At 50.7% G+C, this 19,014-nt stretch carries 15 protein-coding genes; 3 read left to right on the forward strand and 12 right to left on the reverse strand.

What is annotated here, in order from left to right; genetic code table 11:
- Nucleotides 1–19 precede the first annotated feature (19 nt).
- From AC58P5_RS07955 to AC58P5_RS07985, 7 genes are all read right to left on the reverse strand, one after another.
- Complete coding sequence (locus tag AC58P5_RS07955; protein ID WP_497385613.1) at nt 20–298, reverse strand: hypothetical protein; 279 nt, start codon at nt 296–298, stop codon at nt 20–22.
- A 241-nt stretch (nt 299–539) separates the two neighbouring features.
- Nucleotides 540–2,177 carry a beta-N-acetylhexosaminidase gene (gene nagZ, locus AC58P5_RS07960; protein WP_497385615.1) on the reverse strand — a complete coding sequence of 546 codons (1,638 nt, stop codon included), beginning with the start codon at nt 2,175–2,177 and terminating at the stop codon, nt 540–542.
- A 23-nt stretch (nt 2,178–2,200) separates the two neighbouring features.
- Entirely contained in the window at nt 2,201–3,826 is a 1,626-nt protein-coding gene (locus tag AC58P5_RS07965; RefSeq protein ID WP_497385617.1) for a response regulator, read from the reverse strand.
- Nucleotides 3,796–5,574 (reverse strand): cache domain-containing sensor histidine kinase, encoded by a 1,779-nt coding sequence (locus tag AC58P5_RS07970; RefSeq protein WP_497385618.1) that lies wholly within the window; start codon nt 5,572–5,574, stop codon nt 3,796–3,798. Before AC58P5_RS07970 ends, AC58P5_RS07965 begins: the two co-directional genes overlap by 31 nt.
- A 20-nt stretch (nt 5,575–5,594) precedes the next feature.
- Nucleotides 5,595–6,437, reverse strand: a complete 843-nt coding sequence (locus AC58P5_RS07975; RefSeq protein WP_497385619.1) for a carbohydrate ABC transporter permease — start codon at nt 6,435–6,437, stop codon at nt 5,595–5,597.
- A 1-nt stretch (nt 6,438) separates the two neighbouring features.
- Nucleotides 6,439–7,326 carry a carbohydrate ABC transporter permease gene (locus AC58P5_RS07980; protein ID WP_497385620.1) on the reverse strand — a complete coding sequence of 296 codons (888 nt, stop codon included), beginning with the start codon at nt 7,324–7,326 and terminating at the stop codon, nt 6,439–6,441.
- Between the two features lie 99 nt (nt 7,327–7,425).
- Nucleotides 7,426–8,760, reverse strand: a complete 1,335-nt coding sequence (locus AC58P5_RS07985) for an ABC transporter substrate-binding protein (RefSeq protein ID WP_497385621.1) — start codon at nt 8,758–8,760, stop codon at nt 7,426–7,428.
- A 363-nt stretch (nt 8,761–9,123) separates the two neighbouring features.
- Between AC58P5_RS07985 and AC58P5_RS07990 the strand changes: the two genes are divergently transcribed.
- The 3 genes from AC58P5_RS07990 to AC58P5_RS08000 are packed head-to-tail and all read left to right on the forward strand — an operon-like array spanning nt 9,124 to nt 12,317.
- The gene (locus AC58P5_RS07990) at nt 9,124–10,068 is read left to right on the forward strand and encodes a carbohydrate ABC transporter permease (protein ID WP_497385622.1); all 945 of its coding nucleotides are present in this window, start codon (nt 9,124–9,126) and stop codon (nt 10,066–10,068) included.
- Nucleotides 10,065–10,886, forward strand: coding sequence for a carbohydrate ABC transporter permease (locus tag AC58P5_RS07995; RefSeq protein WP_497385623.1), 822 nt, complete (start codon nt 10,065–10,067; stop codon nt 10,884–10,886). The genes AC58P5_RS07990 and AC58P5_RS07995 overlap by 4 nt, the downstream gene beginning before the upstream one ends.
- Before the next feature lie 45 nt (nt 10,887–10,931).
- Nucleotides 10,932–12,317 (forward strand): ABC transporter substrate-binding protein, encoded by a 1,386-nt coding sequence (locus AC58P5_RS08000; protein WP_497385624.1) that lies wholly within the window; start codon nt 10,932–10,934, stop codon nt 12,315–12,317.
- A 279-nt stretch (nt 12,318–12,596) separates the two neighbouring features.
- On the opposite strand, the gene AC58P5_RS08005 is transcribed toward AC58P5_RS08000, so the two are convergent.
- The 5 genes from AC58P5_RS08005 to pdhA all read right to left on the reverse strand — a co-directional run bounded on the left by AC58P5_RS08005 (nt 12,597) and on the right by pdhA (nt 18,824).
- On the reverse strand, nt 12,597–13,613 hold the full coding sequence (locus tag AC58P5_RS08005; protein ID WP_497385626.1) for a GGDEF domain-containing protein: 1,017 nt from the start codon (nt 13,611–13,613) through the stop codon (nt 12,597–12,599).
- Nucleotides 13,614–13,830: 217 nt separating this feature from the next.
- Nucleotides 13,831–15,246: a dihydrolipoyl dehydrogenase gene (gene lpdA, locus AC58P5_RS08010; protein ID WP_218228264.1), complete on the reverse strand. Its 1,416-nt coding sequence runs from the start codon at nt 15,244–15,246 to the stop codon at nt 13,831–13,833.
- Nucleotides 15,247–15,250: 4 nt separating this feature from the next.
- Entirely contained in the window at nt 15,251–16,588 is a 1,338-nt protein-coding gene (locus tag AC58P5_RS08015; RefSeq protein ID WP_497385628.1) for a dihydrolipoamide acetyltransferase family protein, read from the reverse strand.
- Between the two features lie 51 nt (nt 16,589–16,639).
- Complete coding sequence (locus AC58P5_RS08020; RefSeq protein WP_009673352.1) at nt 16,640–17,620, reverse strand: alpha-ketoacid dehydrogenase subunit beta; 981 nt, start codon at nt 17,618–17,620, stop codon at nt 16,640–16,642.
- A 136-nt stretch (nt 17,621–17,756) separates the two neighbouring features.
- A complete protein-coding gene (gene pdhA / locus AC58P5_RS08025) occupies nt 17,757–18,824 on the reverse strand; it encodes a pyruvate dehydrogenase (acetyl-transferring) E1 component subunit alpha (protein ID WP_497385629.1) in 1,068 nt (355 codons plus the stop codon).
- Nucleotides 18,825–19,014: the final 190 nt, after the last annotated feature.

A 19,014-nucleotide genomic window follows, 5' to 3' on the forward strand; every position in this document is an offset into this window, starting at 1 on the left:
GGCGGCTTGCCGGCCTCGTTTATTTTATACCGGGCCGATACGCCGCAGAATCTATCGCTTGACTGATTAAGGCTCCCTGTCTCTGCCAATTGTCGGAAGCGGAACGAAGCAGCGCAATCGTACTGCTTATTTCCTTCATATAGTGAATATCCTGAATATCCGCAGCCAATTGGTACAAGGTATTGAGGCTTCCGGTTGCCTGTTCTTTACCGATTGTTCCATTCCGGATGTTCGACAACGTCCTTTCTTTTTCATTGGTAATAAATTTGCGTATGCCGGCCAACCTGTTCGATCCCATACCTCTCCTCCTTAATAACGAAAAATGACGAGCGCCGGGTCTTCGGCTTATGTGAAGACCATTATCACTATATGCGCCTAGATTCACATTTCATACGTTTATGGAGAAGCTGCGGAACAAGAGAAAATTGCCGTTTTATAAATCGAGATCCGAAAAAAAATTACATTTTAACATGCAATAAAAAAAGAAGCCCTGTAAGCTAACGGAAGTTTGCTCACAGGGCTTTTCGGTTATTCGGTTATTAGCTTTGGGAAGAGGCTGACCAGCCGTATGGGTATTCAGGTGTGACGGTAACAGGCAGCTTGCCGCGTGCCGGGAACTGGCCGGTCAATACACCGGCAACCGCGTTCATGACATGAGGACGGTTCTCGTAGCTAGCCAAGAAAGTTTTGACTTCCGGAAATTCTTTAAAGTCAAACGGATTGCGTCCGGCCACGACGACGAGCTTGCTGTCTCTGGCCGCCAGTTCTTTTACGATACGCACCTGGTTGGGTGAAAAGCTTGCATTATACGTGACTACGATAACCTGGTCGTATCCTTGACTGGCCTTCAGCACACGCTCTACTTCTTCTTCGGAAGGATTCGTGTGGATTCTTTCTTCCGTTACCTCAAAAACGGTTTCCGCCAGGAAGGCTCCGAGTGTTTCCTTCTGCTCCACCACTTCGTCGATTTGCGTCCATTCCCGGACTTCCGTCCAGATGACAAACGTCCTTTTGTCTTTCGCAAGCGGAAGCTGATCCTCGTCCTTAACAAGCGTCACGCTCTTCTTGTAGGTTTCGCGCACAAGCTCGATATGCTCAGGGGACCCCACTGCCGAAATATCGTCGGCCGTAGTGCCCAGCGTAATATTCAGACCGCCTTTCAAAGCGAGAATACGGTCCACCGACTCGTTGATCCGTTCTTCGCTGATGCGGCCGGTTTCCACGGCTTCCACCAGACGTTCAATGGTTTGAACCTGGGTGTCGTAAGTATGGCTGACCAGCAGCAAATCGGTGCCCGCTTCCACCGCCATTACCGCTCCCTCCGCCGTCCCGTAATGGTCTGCGATCGCTTTCATCTCCAGGCAGTCGGTCACGATGATGCCATTGTAACCGAGCTCACCGCGCAGCAGATCGGTCAGTACCCGCTTGGACAAGGTCGAAGGAAGGCCATCGGGCTCCAGCGCCGGGAAAATAACGTGCGCCGACATCAACACGTCGGCTCCTTCCTGAATCGCTTTCACAAACGGAGCGAGCTCCAGCTCACGCAGGCGATCCAGGTCGTGAGGAATCAGGGGTAGAGCATGATGGGAGTCCGAATGCGTGTCCCCGTGCCCCGGGAAATGCTTGATCGTCGGTGCAACGCCCGCCGCCTGGTACCCCTTCACGGCCGCAGCCCCCAGCTCGCCGACGATTTCCGCGGTTTCGCCGAAAGAACGGACACCGATCACCGGATTCATCGGATTGTTGTTAATATCGAGGCATGGCGCGAAGTTCAAGTTGATGCCCATCGCGCGCAGTTCCACACCGCTGACCCGCGCTGTTTCATAGGCCGCCTGGGCGTCTCTTGTTGCCCCGATTGCCATGTTGCCGGGCATACAGGCAATGCCCTCGTGGATACGGGCAACCATGCCGCCTTCCTGGTCGATGCTGATCAGAAGGGGCCCTCCTGCCGAATCCTTGGCCAGTACCTGCAGCTCATGGTTAAGTTCGCTTACCTGCTTCGGATTGTCCAAATTGCGGCGGAACAAGATTACGCCGCCGATTTCGTGCTTCTGAATCAAGTCGATAATTTTCTTGTTGGGCTTCATCGCCGAGTCGAACTCATTCGATGTGGAAAAACCGCACATCATCATTTGTCCGATTTTTTGCCGGAGGCTCATTTCTTTCCGTTGTTTCATCCTAATCATCCCCCATCGATAATTTATGCGTTCGTAATTTGTTCACGGTATTCGGAAGGCGTCATGCCGGTAAATTTATAGAACACCCGGGTAAAATACCGGCGTTCCGCATACCCCACCTGCTTGCCGATCTGGGTAATGCTCTTGTCGCTCATACGCAGAAGTGACTTGGCCAGCTCGATCCGCTGCCGGGTCAGATTTTCAAGGAATGTTTCCCCGAAGTGCTGCTTAAACAACAGACTGAAATAACTGCAGCTGATACCGAGATGATCCGCAATTTCCTCTACGCCGAAATCGTTGGATAAGTTCTTGGCAATATATTCTTTGGCGTTGACCATCAGCAGTTCGCTCGGCTTGCGGTTCATCCCCGCATTCATGCAGTCCTGAATAAGCTGATGGATCGTCGCAAGCAGATCCTTGACCCCGACACTGCGCTCCAGATTGGACCATAGGCCCCGTTCTTCCTCATCGGACATGATGTTGATCTCCCGCATCTCCCGGATGAGATGAAGGACCAGAAAATGCAAAATCTGCTCCACACGCACATAGGAATGCTCGGAAATAACCCGCAAGCTCTGATTTAGCTTTTCAAAGGTTTGCTCCATTTGCGCTTTATCCCGCCGTTTCAAGCTGGATACGATTTCTTCGACCAGTTCCCACATGGAGTTGTTCCATTCGTTCCGGCCGGGATTCACTTCTTCCAAGAGCAGAATCTGCTCGATGTCAGGGGATAGCTGAAGCGCACGCTGAAGCTTTTTGTAAGCGTCTGCAAGCTGGAGAACGGACATGTGCTCGGGATAAATGCCCAGGCTGACCGTCAGTTTGACGTGCTGCTTTACCGCCAGCTGAAGGGCTTCGCTCCACCCTCTCGCCGTTGCCAGATTGAATGGCGTTTCCCTCTGATGACGGATGAGCACGCCCCACTCCCCTTCCCGGGTCTGCAGGACCGAGTACAAGAGCTCATACGGCTCCAGCGCATCCTGCAGCACATTCCGGACGGCGAAGTTCTTGAGCTTGCGCTCTTTCTCGTTCCATGCCCGGGAAAGATGCGAATAATTGTCCAAGTCGATGAGCAGAAGGGTAAACTCGATCTCTTCCAGACTGTTTTCATCTTCGAAAAAATGCCGGGTCGTCACGTTCGTATAATCAAGCAGAATATCGAACAAAAACTTCTCGTACGCCAAGTGCTTGACCCGGCTCCATCTTTTCTGCTCATCGAGCTCCGCCTTGCGCTTCTCCCGGATATCAAAAGCGACCCGCTCCACAACCGCTTCCAGCTCTTCGTAGTTGATCGGCTTAAGGATATAATCCTTGGCCCCGTATTTTAACGCCGACCGCGCATATTCAAATTCCTGAAACCCCGTCAGCAGAATAACCTGGATATCCCTTTCCAGCTTGTTAACCTGCTCCAACAGCGCGATGCCGTCCATCAAAGGCATGCGGATATCGCTAAGGATAAGATCCGGCTGATGCTCCTGGACCATCTCCAGGGCCTTGACCCCGTTCGATGCGAGCGCAACGACTTCAATATCGTGCTTCTCCCAGGGAATAACGGTTTGCAGATTACGTAAAATATTGATCTCATCATCCACCAATAAAGCTTTTAAGTTCATCATCATCACCTTGCCGTCGTTTTGGGAATTATACACTTGATCCGTGTACCTTTATTCGGCTCGCTGCAAATATAGAGCCCGTAGAGATTTCCGTAATGAATCCTCAGACGGTCGGCTACATTGAGTACACCTAATCCTACCCGTGGCTCATTCGTATTAAGGCCCGGTTTCTTTTGCCGGTATTGGAACCTGGCAAGAACGTCCTCGGGGATGCCGATGCCGTTATCTTCAACCCACAAAATAATGTGATCCCCGCCGTCTTCAACACGAATGGTAATAATTCCCTGATACGTAATCCCTTCGAATCCGTGCTGAATACTGTTTTCAACAAGCGGCTGCAGCGTCAGTTTAAGAATAGAGTGATTTTCCAGCTCTCTGGGAAGGTAAATCTCGAAATCGAAAAGTTCTTCAAAACGGTATTTCTGAATTTCCATATAATTTTTCAAATAGTCGATTTCCAGGCCGAGGGCGATTTCTTCTTTATGATGGAACGAAATTCTTAATATCGTACCCAGCCTGTAAACGAGCTGGCTCACTTTTTTGCCTTGATTTTGTACGGCCAGCGCATTAATCGACTCCAGCGTATTAAACAGGAAGTGAGGCTTGATTTGTGCCTGCAGCAGAGAAAGCTCCGCTTTGTTCTTGTGCTCCTGCTCCTGCTTGACCTCTTCCACAAGGTCATGGATACGGGATACCAGGCTGTTGAAACCTCTGGAAAGAATGGTCATTTCATCGTTGCCCTGTACTTTGACCCGCACGTCCAGATCTCCCCGTTCCACTTGTTTCATGGAACTGACGATCCGGATAATGGCCCGGATATAGCGGTTGACAAACAGCAGGTTAAAGAGAAGGGCGGATATGAGGAACAGGAACATGATCGTTCCGACCCATTTCAGAATAACGGACATTTCGCCGGAGAGATAATCCCACGGGGTGACAGACACGAGCGCCCATTTGGGAGTTCCGTATTTTTCCAGCCCTATATCATATACCGTCACAAGACTCTCTATACCGTCAAATTTGACTCTGGAAGTGGCGTAAGACTCCGTCAAATCTATTTTTTGAGATAAAAATTTATTTAAATTGGAGCCATTTGTAAGCTTACGGTTGTCGTACAAAATAACCCCTTGCTGGTTTACTAACAGAAAGTGGCTGTTCTTCTGATTATAAAAGTTGAAAATTTTATCCATCTCTTTAAAGTCAAACTGAAGAAACATAGTTCCAATTCTACCGGAACCCGGAGTTTCATAATAATTGGCTGTGCGGACCTGACTGAACAAATTGTTGTCTCCGGTCAATTCGGGATTTTCGTAAGGCCCGATCCACCGGGGAAAACCGTTCAAATTTCTCACTTCTTCATAGATCGGATGATCTTTTAACGTTTTAAAAGGAATCGGTGCAAATGGAATAACACCACTTGAGTAATTTTCTCCATACAAATTGTATATGGAAAAGGTCCCAAGCGGCTCATAGGTTAGAAATATTTTTCTTAAGCTATTCGTTACATTATTCAGTTGTTCGTCGGATGGCGGGTTCTCGTTTAACTCAACGAGCTGGGACTGTAGATTGTCCCCCAGCATCCAATAATCCGAATAATAGTTGGCTTCCTTGAAAAGGCTTGCAATGTTACGGCCGATTGACTTAATGGTCAGCTCGGATTGTTCCATGTATTTCTCTTGGGTAATGTCCTGAAAAATCATATAGGTGAAAATTGAAATAGATAATAAGGGAATAATGATGAATCCCATGAAAGCCAGAAATACTTTTTTTCGTAAATTCATCATTACTCCCATGTCCTTTCAACTTAACCCTTGACGCTTCCGGCAGCCAAGCCTTCGATAATCTTTTCTTGTAGTATAGCATAGATCACTACGACCGGCACGATACTGAACATAGTCGCCGCCAGGAGAGCTCCGTAGTTCATCGCCATCCCGTTGTTCATCGCCGCCATCGCTACAGGCAGCGTTCTCAGCGCTTCTTTGGACAGCATCACGTTGGCGAGAACGTACTCGTTCCAGTGACCCAGGAAGTTGATGATAAATACGGTCACAATGGCAGGCGTCATGAGAGGCAGAACGATTTTCCAGAACAGTCCGTAAATCGTCAGTCCGTCCATAACTCCCGCTTCTTCAAGCTCTCTCGGAAGAGATTTGATGAAAGCCATGATAATGATAATCGAGAGAGACAGACCGAATGCGATGTAAGGCAGGATCAAAGCAAGGTGTGTATCGTACAGCGGAATATGCAGATCGTTTGTAACGTTCAAAATGAAACGGTACAGCGGGATGAGCAGAGAACCCGCCGGGATCATGATGGCCAGAAGAAATACCCCGGTAACGAATTTATTCATTCTCGGGAAATACATCCGCGTCAGCGCGTAAGCCGTCATACTTGCCAATACAATCGTCACGACACTGGCCGCAACGGAGATATATAAGCTGTTGACGAAATACCGGCCGATGTTGGCACTGGTCCAGGCGTTCGCATAGTTATCCAACGTGAAGTTTTTGATTAAAGAGAAAGGACTCGCGACAATATCAACATGCCTTTTAAATGAGTTTTGAAAACCCCAGAACAAAGGATACAAGGTTACAAAAACGTATAACAAAAGAAAGGCATGGAGAAATCCATTTTTCAATTTGGACATATCAGTTCTCCACATCCTCTAATTTTTTTGTAAGCAGGTTGCTGATCAACGTAATAATTAAGGTGAAGATGAAGATCAGGATCGCAATGGTATTCGCGTAACCGTAATTTCCTGTCGTCATACCCACTTTATACATGTAAGAGGCCATAACTTCCGTGCTTCCGTAGGGCCCGCCTTTGGTCATAACCATGACGATATCCATCGCTTTCATCGCACCTGTGATAGACAGCAGGACGATAACCGCGAGGATCGGACGGATCAAAGGAACCGTAATGAGAAGCGCTCGCTGAAACCCGGTGGCTCCATCGATTTCGGCAGCCTCGTAGACTTCTTTGGAAATTCCGAAGATTGCAGCCAGGACGAGAACGATATAAAATCCGGTCCACTGCCAGGCATTCGTCAGAAGAATGGAAAGCATAGCTGTGCTTTCGTCAGCCAGCCACAGATGGATCAATTTATCCAACCCGATCGACTCAAGCAGCTTGTTCAGCAAGCCGACTGTCGGGTCAAACACGACTACAGTCCAAAGTACACCTACGACGGCAGTCGACAAAATACTAGGCAAGAAAACGGTCGTTTTATAAAAACCGCGTAACTTTCTGACTTCGGAGATCAGTACCGAAAAAACGACGATAACCGGGACTTGAATAAATACGGAAAACAAAATAAAGTAAAGGTTATTTATAACCGAAGTCCAGAAAAACTTATCGTTAAAAGCTTCTTTAAAATTATCCAATCCGTTGAAAACAGGTGCAGTCAGACCATCCCAGCTAGTAAACCCGTATCTGAATGTTGTAAGAAGCGGGAACATATAAAATGTTAAGTAGAAAAACAGGGTTGGAATAATGAACACCAGGTATGCTAGAGGATTTCGATAAACCTTGTTCATAACAGCCTCCATCCTTCACACTATGCGAATAAGAACGGGTACCACTTGGTGTGATACCCGTTATTTTTTTATCTGCTTATTTAGATGACGTTACTCATCTTACTTTGCAGTCTTTTTGTTTTCTGTTTCTTGGGATTTTTGAACATCAGCCAACAGGTCCTGAACGGATTTTTTGCCGCCTACAAAAGCTTGGATACCGGACTCAAGGTCAAGTTTCACTTTAGGCTGAATCAAGGAGTCGAATGCCGGGAATGTTTTCTTGCCTTCGGAAGCTTTCAGCATTTCAGCAATGATCGGCTTGTCGCCAGTGGAGCTGAGCTTCATGGACGGGAAGAATCCTTCTTCTTTCAGCTGACGAAGTTGATATTTTTCCGTGAAGAATACTTTGATGAATTCTTTTACCACTTTTTTCTCGTTTTCGTTCAGCTTAGCGGAGAAACCGAAGCCGTTGGAGTACGAACCGTTGATCAGATCGTTACCTTTGCCGCCTTCTACAGTCGGGAAGTTGAAGAAGCCGAGGTCAGCAGCCATTTTGGATTGATCCGGGTTGGAGTACTTCTGGTTCGCCCAGCCTCCGTCGAAGATCATAGCAGTTTCGCCGTTAGCGAAACGGTCTTGCGTTTGGGCATATTTCAGCGCAAGAGCGTCTTTGTTGAAGTAGCCTTTGTCGATCAGGTCTTTAAACATAGTGTGGCCTTTAACGTAAGCTTCGTCCGTCCATTTGCTTTGGCCGGATTGGAGACCGTCTACGACTGCTTGGCCGCCTACGCGTACGTAAAGGGTGTTAGGAAGCATGTTGAGTACCCAAGCTTCGTTGCCGCCAAGCGCCATCGGCGTGATGCCTTTGGATTTGAACGTTTCGCAAGCTTTCAGGAACTCTTCGTAAGTCTTCGGAACTTCTACGCCGTTGTCTTTGAAGATTTTCTTGTTGTAGAACATGCCTTCCAGGTAACCTGCGATCGGAAGACCGTAAACTTTGCCGTCTACCGTGAACTCGGAAAGGTCAACGAATTTGTCTTTCAGGCCAAGCTCGTCAAGGATCGGCGTCAGGTCAAGCAGGTTGTTTGTTTTCGCATAGTTCTTTGTATCGGTACCACCGAAAAGTTCGAACATTTTTGGAGGGTTACCGGCGGCCATTTCGGCTTTCAGCTTTGTATCGCGGTTGACAACTTCGTCCACGCCTTCGGATTCGATTTTCAGGCCGGGAATGTTAGCTTCAACTTCTTTAAGAGCATCCTCGAACATAGCCTTTCTTTTCTTGGCTGTGTCTTTGATTTGCGTATGACGGAAAGAAACGGTAAATTCTTTCGGCGCAGCGCTTCCACCCGGTGTCGTCGTGCTGCTAGCGCCTCCTCCATCTGTGCTGCCACAAGCGGAAAGAACGGTTGTCATCCCCACGGCTACGGCCATGATTGTCGCCAGTTTCTTTTTCATTTGTAGACCTCCCCAAAACGTTTGAATTTGTGTCTTACAAGTTTGATTATAGGGACGTTGCCCTTCTTGCGGCAGGTCCTCATTTCAACAATACAGGGATAAAATCCTCTCACTTGAGGGGTAAAATAGTGGGCCCTTAGTCCTTAATCCTATTTATAGAAATTAAGGATTCGTTTTACATTTTATTAGGAAGTAATCCAACTGAAACTCTGGGTATTCCCCCTCCTCCTTCCTTATTCTGCCCCTTGATTCGACAGGTTTAGCGCTTCCCGGCCGGTTTTACAAAACCTTCAAGCCCAATTGATCTGAGCAAAATAGTCCGTACGTACACTTAATCCTGAAAGAGAGGGGGATAAAAAATCGATGAATACCGTCGATGAATCGTTACCAATCCGGGTCAGAAACGCGCGGGGCATCCGGACCGCCTCCTGGTGGAATCGCGTCCGGGAAGCGGGGATCGGCTATTTGTTCCTGCTGCCTTCACTGGCCGGGTTCGGTATTTTTTTGTTTTACCCGTTCTTCCAGTCCTTGTATTTAAGCGTACACAGTACGAATCTTCGGGGAAAAATCGCGGAATATGTCGGTTTCGAGAACTACCGGGAACTGCTTACCTCGGAGAAATTTTATCATAGCCTGGGCGTTACGGCCCAGTTCGCTCTGCTCACGATCCCGACCACGATCGCCGCGGCTCTGCTCCTTGCCGCGCTGACATACAGAGGGCTGAAGGGCAAGAGAATCTACCAGTTCATTTTTTCCCTGCCGATGGCCCTATCGGTCGGCACTGCTTCCGTGATCTGGGCCCTGCTCTTCCATCCGACCGCCGGTATGCTCAACTACTGGCTCGGTCTGCTTGGACAGGCACCGGTCGCCTGGCTTTCCGATCCGAGCTGGGCGCTCTTCTCGGTCTCGCTGATGACCGTATGGATGAATCTCGGCTTCGCCTATATTGTCCTGCTCAGCGGGCTGCAGAGCGTACCGGAGGATATGTACGACAGCGCCAAAATCGACGGTGCGGGTCCGATACGGACATTCTTTAGAATCGTGCTTCCGCTCGTCTCCCCCACCATGTTCTTTGTCGGTGTGGTTTCCCTGATCGGGGCCTTCCAGTCTTTTGGCCAAATCCAGATTTTAACCAAAGGTGGTCCCATGGATACGACCAATGTCATGGTCTATTCCCTTTACCAGGAAGCGTTTGTCAACTTCCGCTTCGGCTCCGGCAGCGCGCAGGCCATTCTTTTATTCGTGATCGTCCTGTTCTTCACCTTCGTGCAGTTCGGCGTTCTGGAAAGGAAAGTGCACTACTCATGATCCGGTCCTTGCAAAAAACCGCTATCTACGTTTTTCTGACCGCGGCTGCCGCACTCGTTCTCTACCCGCTGTTCTTTACGTATGCGTCTACGTTTATGACTGCGGGAGAAGCCAGCCAATTCCCGCCGCCCCTGCTTCCCGAAAGCCTGTACCTGGGCAATCTGAAGACGGTGATGGAGCTTGTTCCGATCGGCGCTTTTCTGACCAACAGCTTTACCGTCTCTCTGCTTATTATGGCGGGGCAGCTGTTTACGGCAAGCCTGGCGGCATACGCGTTCGCTTTCGTCCGTTTTCCGGGGAAAAAGTTCGTGTTCCTGCTGTTTCTGAGCACCATGATGATCCCCTGGGAAGTGACGATGATTCCCAATTACCTGACGATCCGCAGCTGGGGATGGACCGACACTTATGCGGCGCTGGTCGTCCCATTCCTTGCCACGGGCTTCGGAACGTTCATGCTGCGCCAGTTTTTCATGCAGCTGCCGGGCGAACTGTTCGAGGCCGCCAAGATCGACGGCTGCGGGCATATCCGCTGTTTTTTCTCCATCGCGTTCCCGCTGTCAAAGCCCGGTCTGGCGACACTCGGCGTATACAGCTTCCTCAGCGCCTGGAACAGCTATCTCTGGCCGCTGCTCGTCACGAACGATCCCGCGAAACGCACCGTGCAAATCGGCATCTCCATGCTCCAGTTCGAAGAGTTCACGTCATGGAACCTGGTGCTTGCCGGAGTCGCACTCGTTCTTCTTCCTTCTCTGCTTCTGCTCGTGCTCGGGCTTAAGCAGCTCGTCCGCGGCCTCACGGTAGGGGCCGTCAAAGGCTAACCGTTTATCCACCATTTTGATTGATAAAAAGGAGAGACATTCCACATGTTTTCGTACAAACCGTCCCGCCGCACTTCCGTAATGGCTATGTTTCTGGCTTCCGCTCTGCTCATGCAGGCCTGCGGTGGCGCAAACGACAGAACTCAATCTTCCAACAAAGAAACAACAGGTTCGACCACCACAAAAGAAAGCAGCGCAGCACCGGTGAAAATCACATTCTGGCACTCCATGAGCGGCGAGCTCGGGAAAGTGACGGACAAGCTGATCTCCGACTTTAACGCTTCCCAGAAAGACGTTCAGGTAGAGGGAATCTTCCAAGGAACTTACGACGAAAGCCTGAACAAAATGAAAGCGTCCATGGATTCCAAAAGCGGACCGTCGCTGATCCAGGTCTATGAAATCGGCAGCCGCTACATGATCGACTCGAAAGCCATAACACCCGTACAAAAGTTCATCGATGCCGATAAATATGATCTTTCCCAGCTGGAAGAAAACATTACCCAGTACTACACCATCGGCGGCAAGCTGAATTCCATGCCTTTCAATACGTCTAACCCGATTCTGTACTATAACAAAGATATGTTCAAAGCCGCCGGTCTCGACCCGGAAAAGCCTCCGGTCACGTTCGATGAAATCACCAAAGCGGCACAGGCTCTTTCCAAGGACGGTAAAGCGGGTGCGTCGTTCGCCATTTACGGCTGGTTTATGGAGCAGTTTTTTGCCAAACAGGGCGCTGAATATGTCAACAACGGCAACGGACGCACGGCTCCCGCGACGGAATCCTATGTAAATAAAGAAGCGGGCCTCAAAGCTTTAACGTGGTGGAAATCCATGGTCGACAACAAAACCGCGCTTAACCTCGGACGCAAAACCGACGACACCAAAAAAGCTTTCGCGGCGGGACAAATCGCCATGGTGCTCGATTCCACCGCCTCCCTTAAGGGAATCGTCTCCACGGCGGAAGGCAAGTTCCAGGTAGGCACGGCCCCCCTGCCGAAACCGGCTGACGCCAAAGACGGCGGAGTTGTCGTAGGCGGCGCCAGCCTTTATATTACGAACAATAAATCCGAAGCCGAACAGAAAGGAGCTTGGGAGTTCATCAAATTCCTGACTTCTCCTCAATCCCAGGCATACTGGCATGTGAACACGGGCTACTTCCCTATCACGAAAAAAGCCTATGACGAGCAAATCGTAAAAGACAATCTCGTCAAATACCCGCAGTTCAAAACGGCGATTGACCAGCTGCACGAAAGCAAGGCGAATACGGCCACTGGGGGCGCTGTAATGGGCGTGTTCCCGGAAGCCAGACAAATCGTCGAGGGTGCCATTGAGGAAGCCCTGAACGGCAAGAAAACGCCTCAGGCAGCCCTGGATGAAGCCGCCAAGTCGATTACGGAAAAGATCGGCAAGTATAATCAGACGGTTAAATAATTCTACAACAGGATACCGGCAGAATGACCGGATGAAACTGCAAAAGAGCACAGCCCGTGAGGCCGTGCTCTTTTTGTATTCTTGCTTCAGTGTGACGCACGCGGACTTAGCCGCACAACCTGGGATTCGGGATGACCCAGGAAAACGTTAGTTATCCACAGGCGAGCCGATGCCGGACTCCGGATTGCTCCTGCCGTTCGGATCCCTTCCCGCTGCCTTGAAGAAATATCGGAGCCTATGGATGCCCTCCTCCGGATACGGAAACGCCTCCGGCTGCGCTCAGCAAACCTGATTACGTCCGTTGTGCTTCGCTCGGTACAGGGCTTTATCCGCTTCCTCGATCAGAAGATCGGGTGAAACCTGCGGAAAAGTAGCCGCCCCGATCGAGATCGTCAGGCGGATCGCCTCCCCGTCTCCGAGCAGGAAGGAATTGCGCTCTACTCTGGAGCGGATCTGCTCCGCATAGTGCAGAGCTTCTTTCCGGCCGCAGTCCGGGAGCAAGACGGCAAATTCTTCTCCGCCGGTCCGGCACACTTCATCCATCCTGCGGGATGAATCTCTCAGCAGCACCCCGATTTGCTGGAGAACCGCATCCCCTGCAGGATGACCGTACGTATCGTTGATTTTTTTAAAATAATCGATATCCAGCGTCAGTAGGGACAGTTCCTCCTGTTTACGCTCCGCCGATTGAACGAGCTCGTTAAAGAGCCTGTCAAACGTGCGGTGATTGTTCAGTCCCGTCAAAAAATCGACATGCGACGCTTCTTTCATCAGGAGAAAAAGCTCGTGGGCCCTCACGATATAATTAACCATATAGCCGATAAAAAATCCGCCAACCGCCAGCGTACCGAGAATAACCGGCATGATAGGAAGGCTCGTTGTGCCTATGGCGGAAAATATAGAGGCTCCTGTCGTGACCAGGAGGATCGCCATCATTTTCGTCCAGCGCGGCCAGTACCGCTTGTCTGTACTTCTTAACACGATGCCTCCGGCGAGAGCGATAAGAAGTACATTCGCCGCGCCGATGAAGGCAGACCAGTTGAGACCGCCCAGCAGGGCGATGCGCGCCGCGGCAATGAGAACGGCGGCAATAAAGCCGGAATAAATGCCTCCGAAATGCAGCGCCAGCAAGACGGCGTACCCACGAAAATCAACAATGGTGTGGGGGGCGATCGGAATGCTGAAATACATTAAAACGATTCCGAATGCACCGGTTGCCAGTCCGGTTTTTATTCGCGTCCACGGCTTCGTGAAATTCAAGCGTTCATCTTTGTAAATCTGACTAACGGCAAACAAAAAAGCAAGCAGGAGAGCAAAATTGACGATAAGTTCCTTTACGATGTAGAGGCACCTCCACAGAGGTTTGACTCGACTTTATAAGCCAGTGTACCTATTATTTGTACCTTCTTTAATACTGCGGACCTAGTTCAAATTCCTGTAAAAAAAGACATGCGCCAGAGATTTCTCTCGGCGCATGTCTAATTGTGTCTATTTTAAGAAGTAATAATGGAAGTTACTTGCCCAACATGTGGATCGGGTGGCCGAGCGCGCCTTCGGCGGCTTCAGCTACGATCTCACCAAGCGTCGGGTGAGCATGGATCGTAAGCGCGATATCTTCAAGCGTAGCTCCCATTTCGATCGCCAGACCGATTTCGGCAATCAGGTTCGATGCTTCCGGACCTACGATTTGGGAACCGACAACAAGACCGGTATCCTTGTTCGCTACGATTTTAACGAAACCTTCGGTTGCGTTCAGGGAAAGGGCACGGCCGTTAGCGGCGTAAGGGAACTTACCTACGGAAACGTTCATGCCTTTCTCTTTGGCTTCGGTTTCGTTAAGACCTACCGAAGCAATCTCCGGATCGGAGAATACAACGGCCGGGATGGCCTTATAATCGACAACGCTAGGCTGTCCGGCAATAGCTTCCGCCGCCACTTTTCCTTCGTAAGAAGCTTTGTGCGCCAGAGCCAGGCCTGGAACGATATCGCCGATAGCGAAGATGTGCGGAATGCTCGTGCGGCCCTGCTCGTCAACTTCAATCAGACCGCGGTCGGTCAGTTTCACGTTGATCAGGTCGAGGCCAAGCTCGCCGTCCGTATTCGGACGACGTCCGACGGTTACGAGTACGTAGTCGGCCGTAACTTTTTTCTCTTCGCCTTTAACCGTGAACGTTACCGTTACATCGTTCTCGGTTTGCTCGGAGCTTTGAGCAAGAGCTTCCGTGAACACTTCCACGTTCAGCTTGCTCAGGTTTTTGGCAACCAGACGAGTCATTTCTTTCTCGAAGCCCGGCAGAACCGTATCGGAACCTTCAAGTACCGTTACTTTCGTACCGAATTTCGCGAAGGTTTGACCCAGCTCGATACCGATGTATCCGCCGCCGATTACAACCATGCTTTTCGGAATTTCTTTCAGTTCCAAAGCTTCGGTCGAGGAAAGAATACGTCCGCCGAACGGGAACGGCTTCAGCTCGATCGGACGGGAACCGGTCGCGATGATACAGTGCTTAAAGCGGTAGCGCGGAGCTTCCTGCTCATTGAAAACACGTGCTTCGTTTTCGTTGATGAACATGACTTCGCCCTGGAACATTTGCACTTTGTTGCCTTTGAGCAGACCGGCAACGCCGCTGGTCAGCTTTTTCACAACGGAAGCTTTCCACTCTTGGGTTTTCGCGTAGTCCAGCTTAACGTTCTCCACGCTTACTCCCATCACTTCGGAATGCTGGGCCGCTTCGTACTGGTGCGCTGCGGAAATAAGAGCCTTGGAAGGGATACAGCCGCGGTTCAGGCAGACACCGCCCCACTCGGATTTATCCACGATCAGAACACTTTTGCCAAGCTGTGCAGCGCGGATGGCAGCCACATAGCCGCCGGGACCCGCACCAATTACCAGAACGTCAATATCTAAAGAAGCATCTCCTACTACCATCGCTTTATACCTCCATCACGAGCAGCTCGGGATCGTTAAGCAGCTGCTTGATATAGTTCATGAAATTTTGAGCTGTTGCGCCGTCAACCAGACGGTGGTCGAAGCTGAGAGACAGGGCCATTACCGGTGCAATGACAATTTCACCGTTCTTCACGACAGGCTTCTCGGAAATACGGCCGGTGCCGAGAATGGCAACTTCCGGATAGTTGATGACCGGAGTGAAGAACATGCCGCCGGCGGAACCGATATTGGTAATCGTAATCGTGCTGCCTTTCATTTCGTGCGGAGTCAGCTTGCCGTCGCGGCCGCGTGTGGCCAGATCACGGATGGAATCCGCAATCATCCAGACATTTTGACGGTCCGCATGATGAATGACAGGTACAAGAAGACCGTTGTCCGTATCCGTTGCGATACCTACGTTATAGTATTTCTTGTACACGATTTCCTGCTTCTCTTCGTCGATCATGGCGTTCATGACCGGGAATTGGCGGCAGGCCGCTACGAGCGCTTTAACGATGAACGGCAGATAAGTAAGCTTAACGCCCTTCTTCTCGGCAAGCGGCTTCGCTTTGGTACGGAGCGCTACGAGCTGTGTTACGTCGACTTCGTCCATAAGCGTCACGTGAGGAGCCGTATGCTTGGATTTAACCATGGCATTGGCGATCACTTTGCGGATGCCCTTGAACGGAATGCGCTCTTCTTCCAGCTCGCCTTGTACCGCAGGTGCGGAGGCCGCTTTGGAAGGAGCCGCTTTCTCCTGTGCAGGCTGTCCGGCCTCAGCTGCGGATGCGCCGCCGCCGGATACAAAGCCTTCGATATCTTCGCGGGTAATGCGGCCGTTCTTGCCGGTGCCGGAAACTTCCGCGATGTTGATGCCCTTCTCGCGTGCAAATTTGCGGACGCTAGGAGTAGCTAGAACGTCTTTAGGAGCAGCCGACGGCTTGCCGCCTTCGGATTTCTTCGTTTCTTCCGGAGCCGGAGCTGTCGGAGCGCCTTGGTCTTCCTTCTTAGGAAGCTCAGTGGAAGGTGCGTTGGAAGGAGCCGGTGCAGCCGCTTCCGGTGAAGGGGCCGCAGCGGAAGTTTCCGATTCCGGAATCTCGCCTTCCGCGTCGATGATCATGACCACTTCGCCGACGTGGCAAACTTGGCCTTCCTTGATGAGCACTTCCTGAATCTGGCCGTTAACCGGGCAAGGAACTTCCACGACTGCTTTGTCGTTCTGAACTTCCATCAGAATGGTATCGTCATCAACCTTGTCGCCCGCTTTAACATTGACTTTGACAATCTCGCCTTCATGAATGCCTTCGCCAAGTTCCGGGAACTTATATTCAAAACGTGCCAAGAAGAACAACCTCCTATATTGAGTAGTATAATCGTGGAGCCGCAGGCAGGATTAGAAATCCAGCACTTGGTTCAGCCCGTCGATAATGCGGGCAGGTGTCGGAAGCCACTGATCTTCAATTTGGGCAAACGGGTAAACCGTATCCGGAGCGGCAACGCGGAGAACCGGCGCTTCCAGATGCAGAATAGCCTTTTCATTGATTTGTGCGATAATTTCAGCAGCAGCACCCGACGTTTTCTGTGCTTCCTGCACCACAATGGCACGGTTGGTTTTCTTGATGGATTCGACAATCGTGTCGATGTCCAAAGGCATCAGCGTACGGACGTCGATAACTTCCACTTTCACGCCGCGGGTTTTCTCGATCTCTTCCGCAGCTTTCAGGGAAGTGTGAACCATAGCGCCGTAAGTGATGATCGTAGCGTCGGAGCCTTCGCGAACGACGTTCGCTTTGCCCAGCTCTACCGTGTACTCGCCTTCGGGAACTTCCTGGCGGAAAGAACGGTACAAGTTCAGGTGTTCCATAAAGAATACCGGATCGTTGTCGCGGATCGCGGCGATCATAAGACCTTTCGCATCGTACGGGTTAGAAGGAATTACTACTTTAATACCCGGAGTCTGGATCATCAAACCTTCCAGGGAGTCCGTGTGAAGCTCGGCTGCCTTAACGCCGCCGCCGAAAGGCGTACGGAATACGATCGGAGCCTGGTAGCTGCCGCCGGAACGGTAGCGCATACGGGCTGCCTGAACCGCCATTTGATCGAGCGCTTCATAAATGAAGCCTACGAACTGGATTTCCGCGATCGGACGGAAGCCCTGAGTCGCCATACCTACCGCCAGACCGCCGATAGCGGATTCGGCCAGCGGAGTATCGAATACCCGATCTTCGCCGAATTCTTTCTGGAGTCCTTCCGTTGCACGGAACACGCCGCCCACATGGCCTACGTCTTCACCGAACAACACAACATTCTTATCTCTTGCAAGCTCTACGCGCATAGCGTCCTGAATCGCCTGAATCATCGTCATTTGTGCCATGACATCTACTGCCTCCTATATCGTTCTTCTATCTGTCAGAGAACACGGCCTTAGACCGGAATATTTAGTGTAAAAAGGGCTGGCGGCCGTCTAAAGAGGCCGCTGACCGTCTGCTGGTTTCATCATGCAGTCCCGCTTAGGAGAACTGCGCCTTTTGCTCTTCCAGGTGCTTCGGAGTCGTTTCGAACATGGAATCGATCAGGCCGGCTACCGTCATTTTCTCGGTTTGCTCGGCTTTCTTGATTTGCTCCGCTACAGTCGCTTTCGCTTCTTCTTTCACTTTCGCTTCTTCTTCCTCGCTCCAGAGGCCCTTCTGCGTCAAGTAAGTACGGAAGCGTACGATAGGATCTTTAGGCGCCCATTCGCCTTCTTCGTCCTTCGTACGGTATTTCGTCGTGTCGTCCGCCATGGAGTGCGGTTTGAAACGGTAAGTAAGGGATTCGATCAGTGTAGGGCCTCCGCCGTTGCGGGCAATTTCTGCCGCTTCGGATACGGCCGCGTAAACGGCCAGAACGTCCATGCCGTCAACCTGTACGCCGCGGATACCCGCTGCCAGCGCCTTGTGGGCGATGGATTGCGCGCCGGTCTGCTTGGAGAACGGAGTCGTGATCGCGTAACCGTTGTTCTGTACCATGTAAATAACCGGAAGCTTGAAAGCTCCGCCGAAGTTAAGGCCTTCGTAGAAATCGCCCTCGGAGCTTCCTCCGTCGCCGGTGTACGTAATGGCAACGCGCTTCTCGCCTTTCTTCTTGAACGCCATACCGATCCCGGTAGCGTGCAGGATTTGAGCGCCGATGATGATTTGCGGCATCAGGACGTTCACATCCTCAGGTACCTGTCCGCCGTGCTGATGGCCGCGGGAGTACAGGAACGCCTGATACATCGGCAAACCGTGCCATACGATTTGCGGCATATCGCGGTAGCCCGGGCAAATAAAGTCTTCTTTGTTCAGGGCGAATTCGCTGCCGATCATGGAAGCTTCTTGTCCGGAAACCGGCGCATAGAAGCCAAGGCGGCCTTGACGTCCCAGATTGATCGCGCGTTCGTCCCAAACACGGGTAAACACCATGCGGCGCATAAGTTCTTTTAATTGGTCGTCACTAAGTTTCGGCAATTTCTCTTCATTAACCACGGTTCCGTCCGGCCCGATAATGGTCAAGGGCTGTACTTGCTCGGAACTTACTTCATACTGCGGCTTGCTCATGTGATTGTCACCTCATCTATGATTTTCATGCCATGAAAAAGACTTTCTGTTATACTAATTATTATAAACCTGTTTCGTATGGAATATCAACAGGTAACTTGGTGTAATAACGCCCGTATATCGATTCGGGATAGTACAGATGTTTTATATATATAATACAGATCAACAAAACCTTTACACTATTATAATA

It is taken from the genome of Paenibacillus sp. JT31N7 (genome assembly GCF_059692095.1).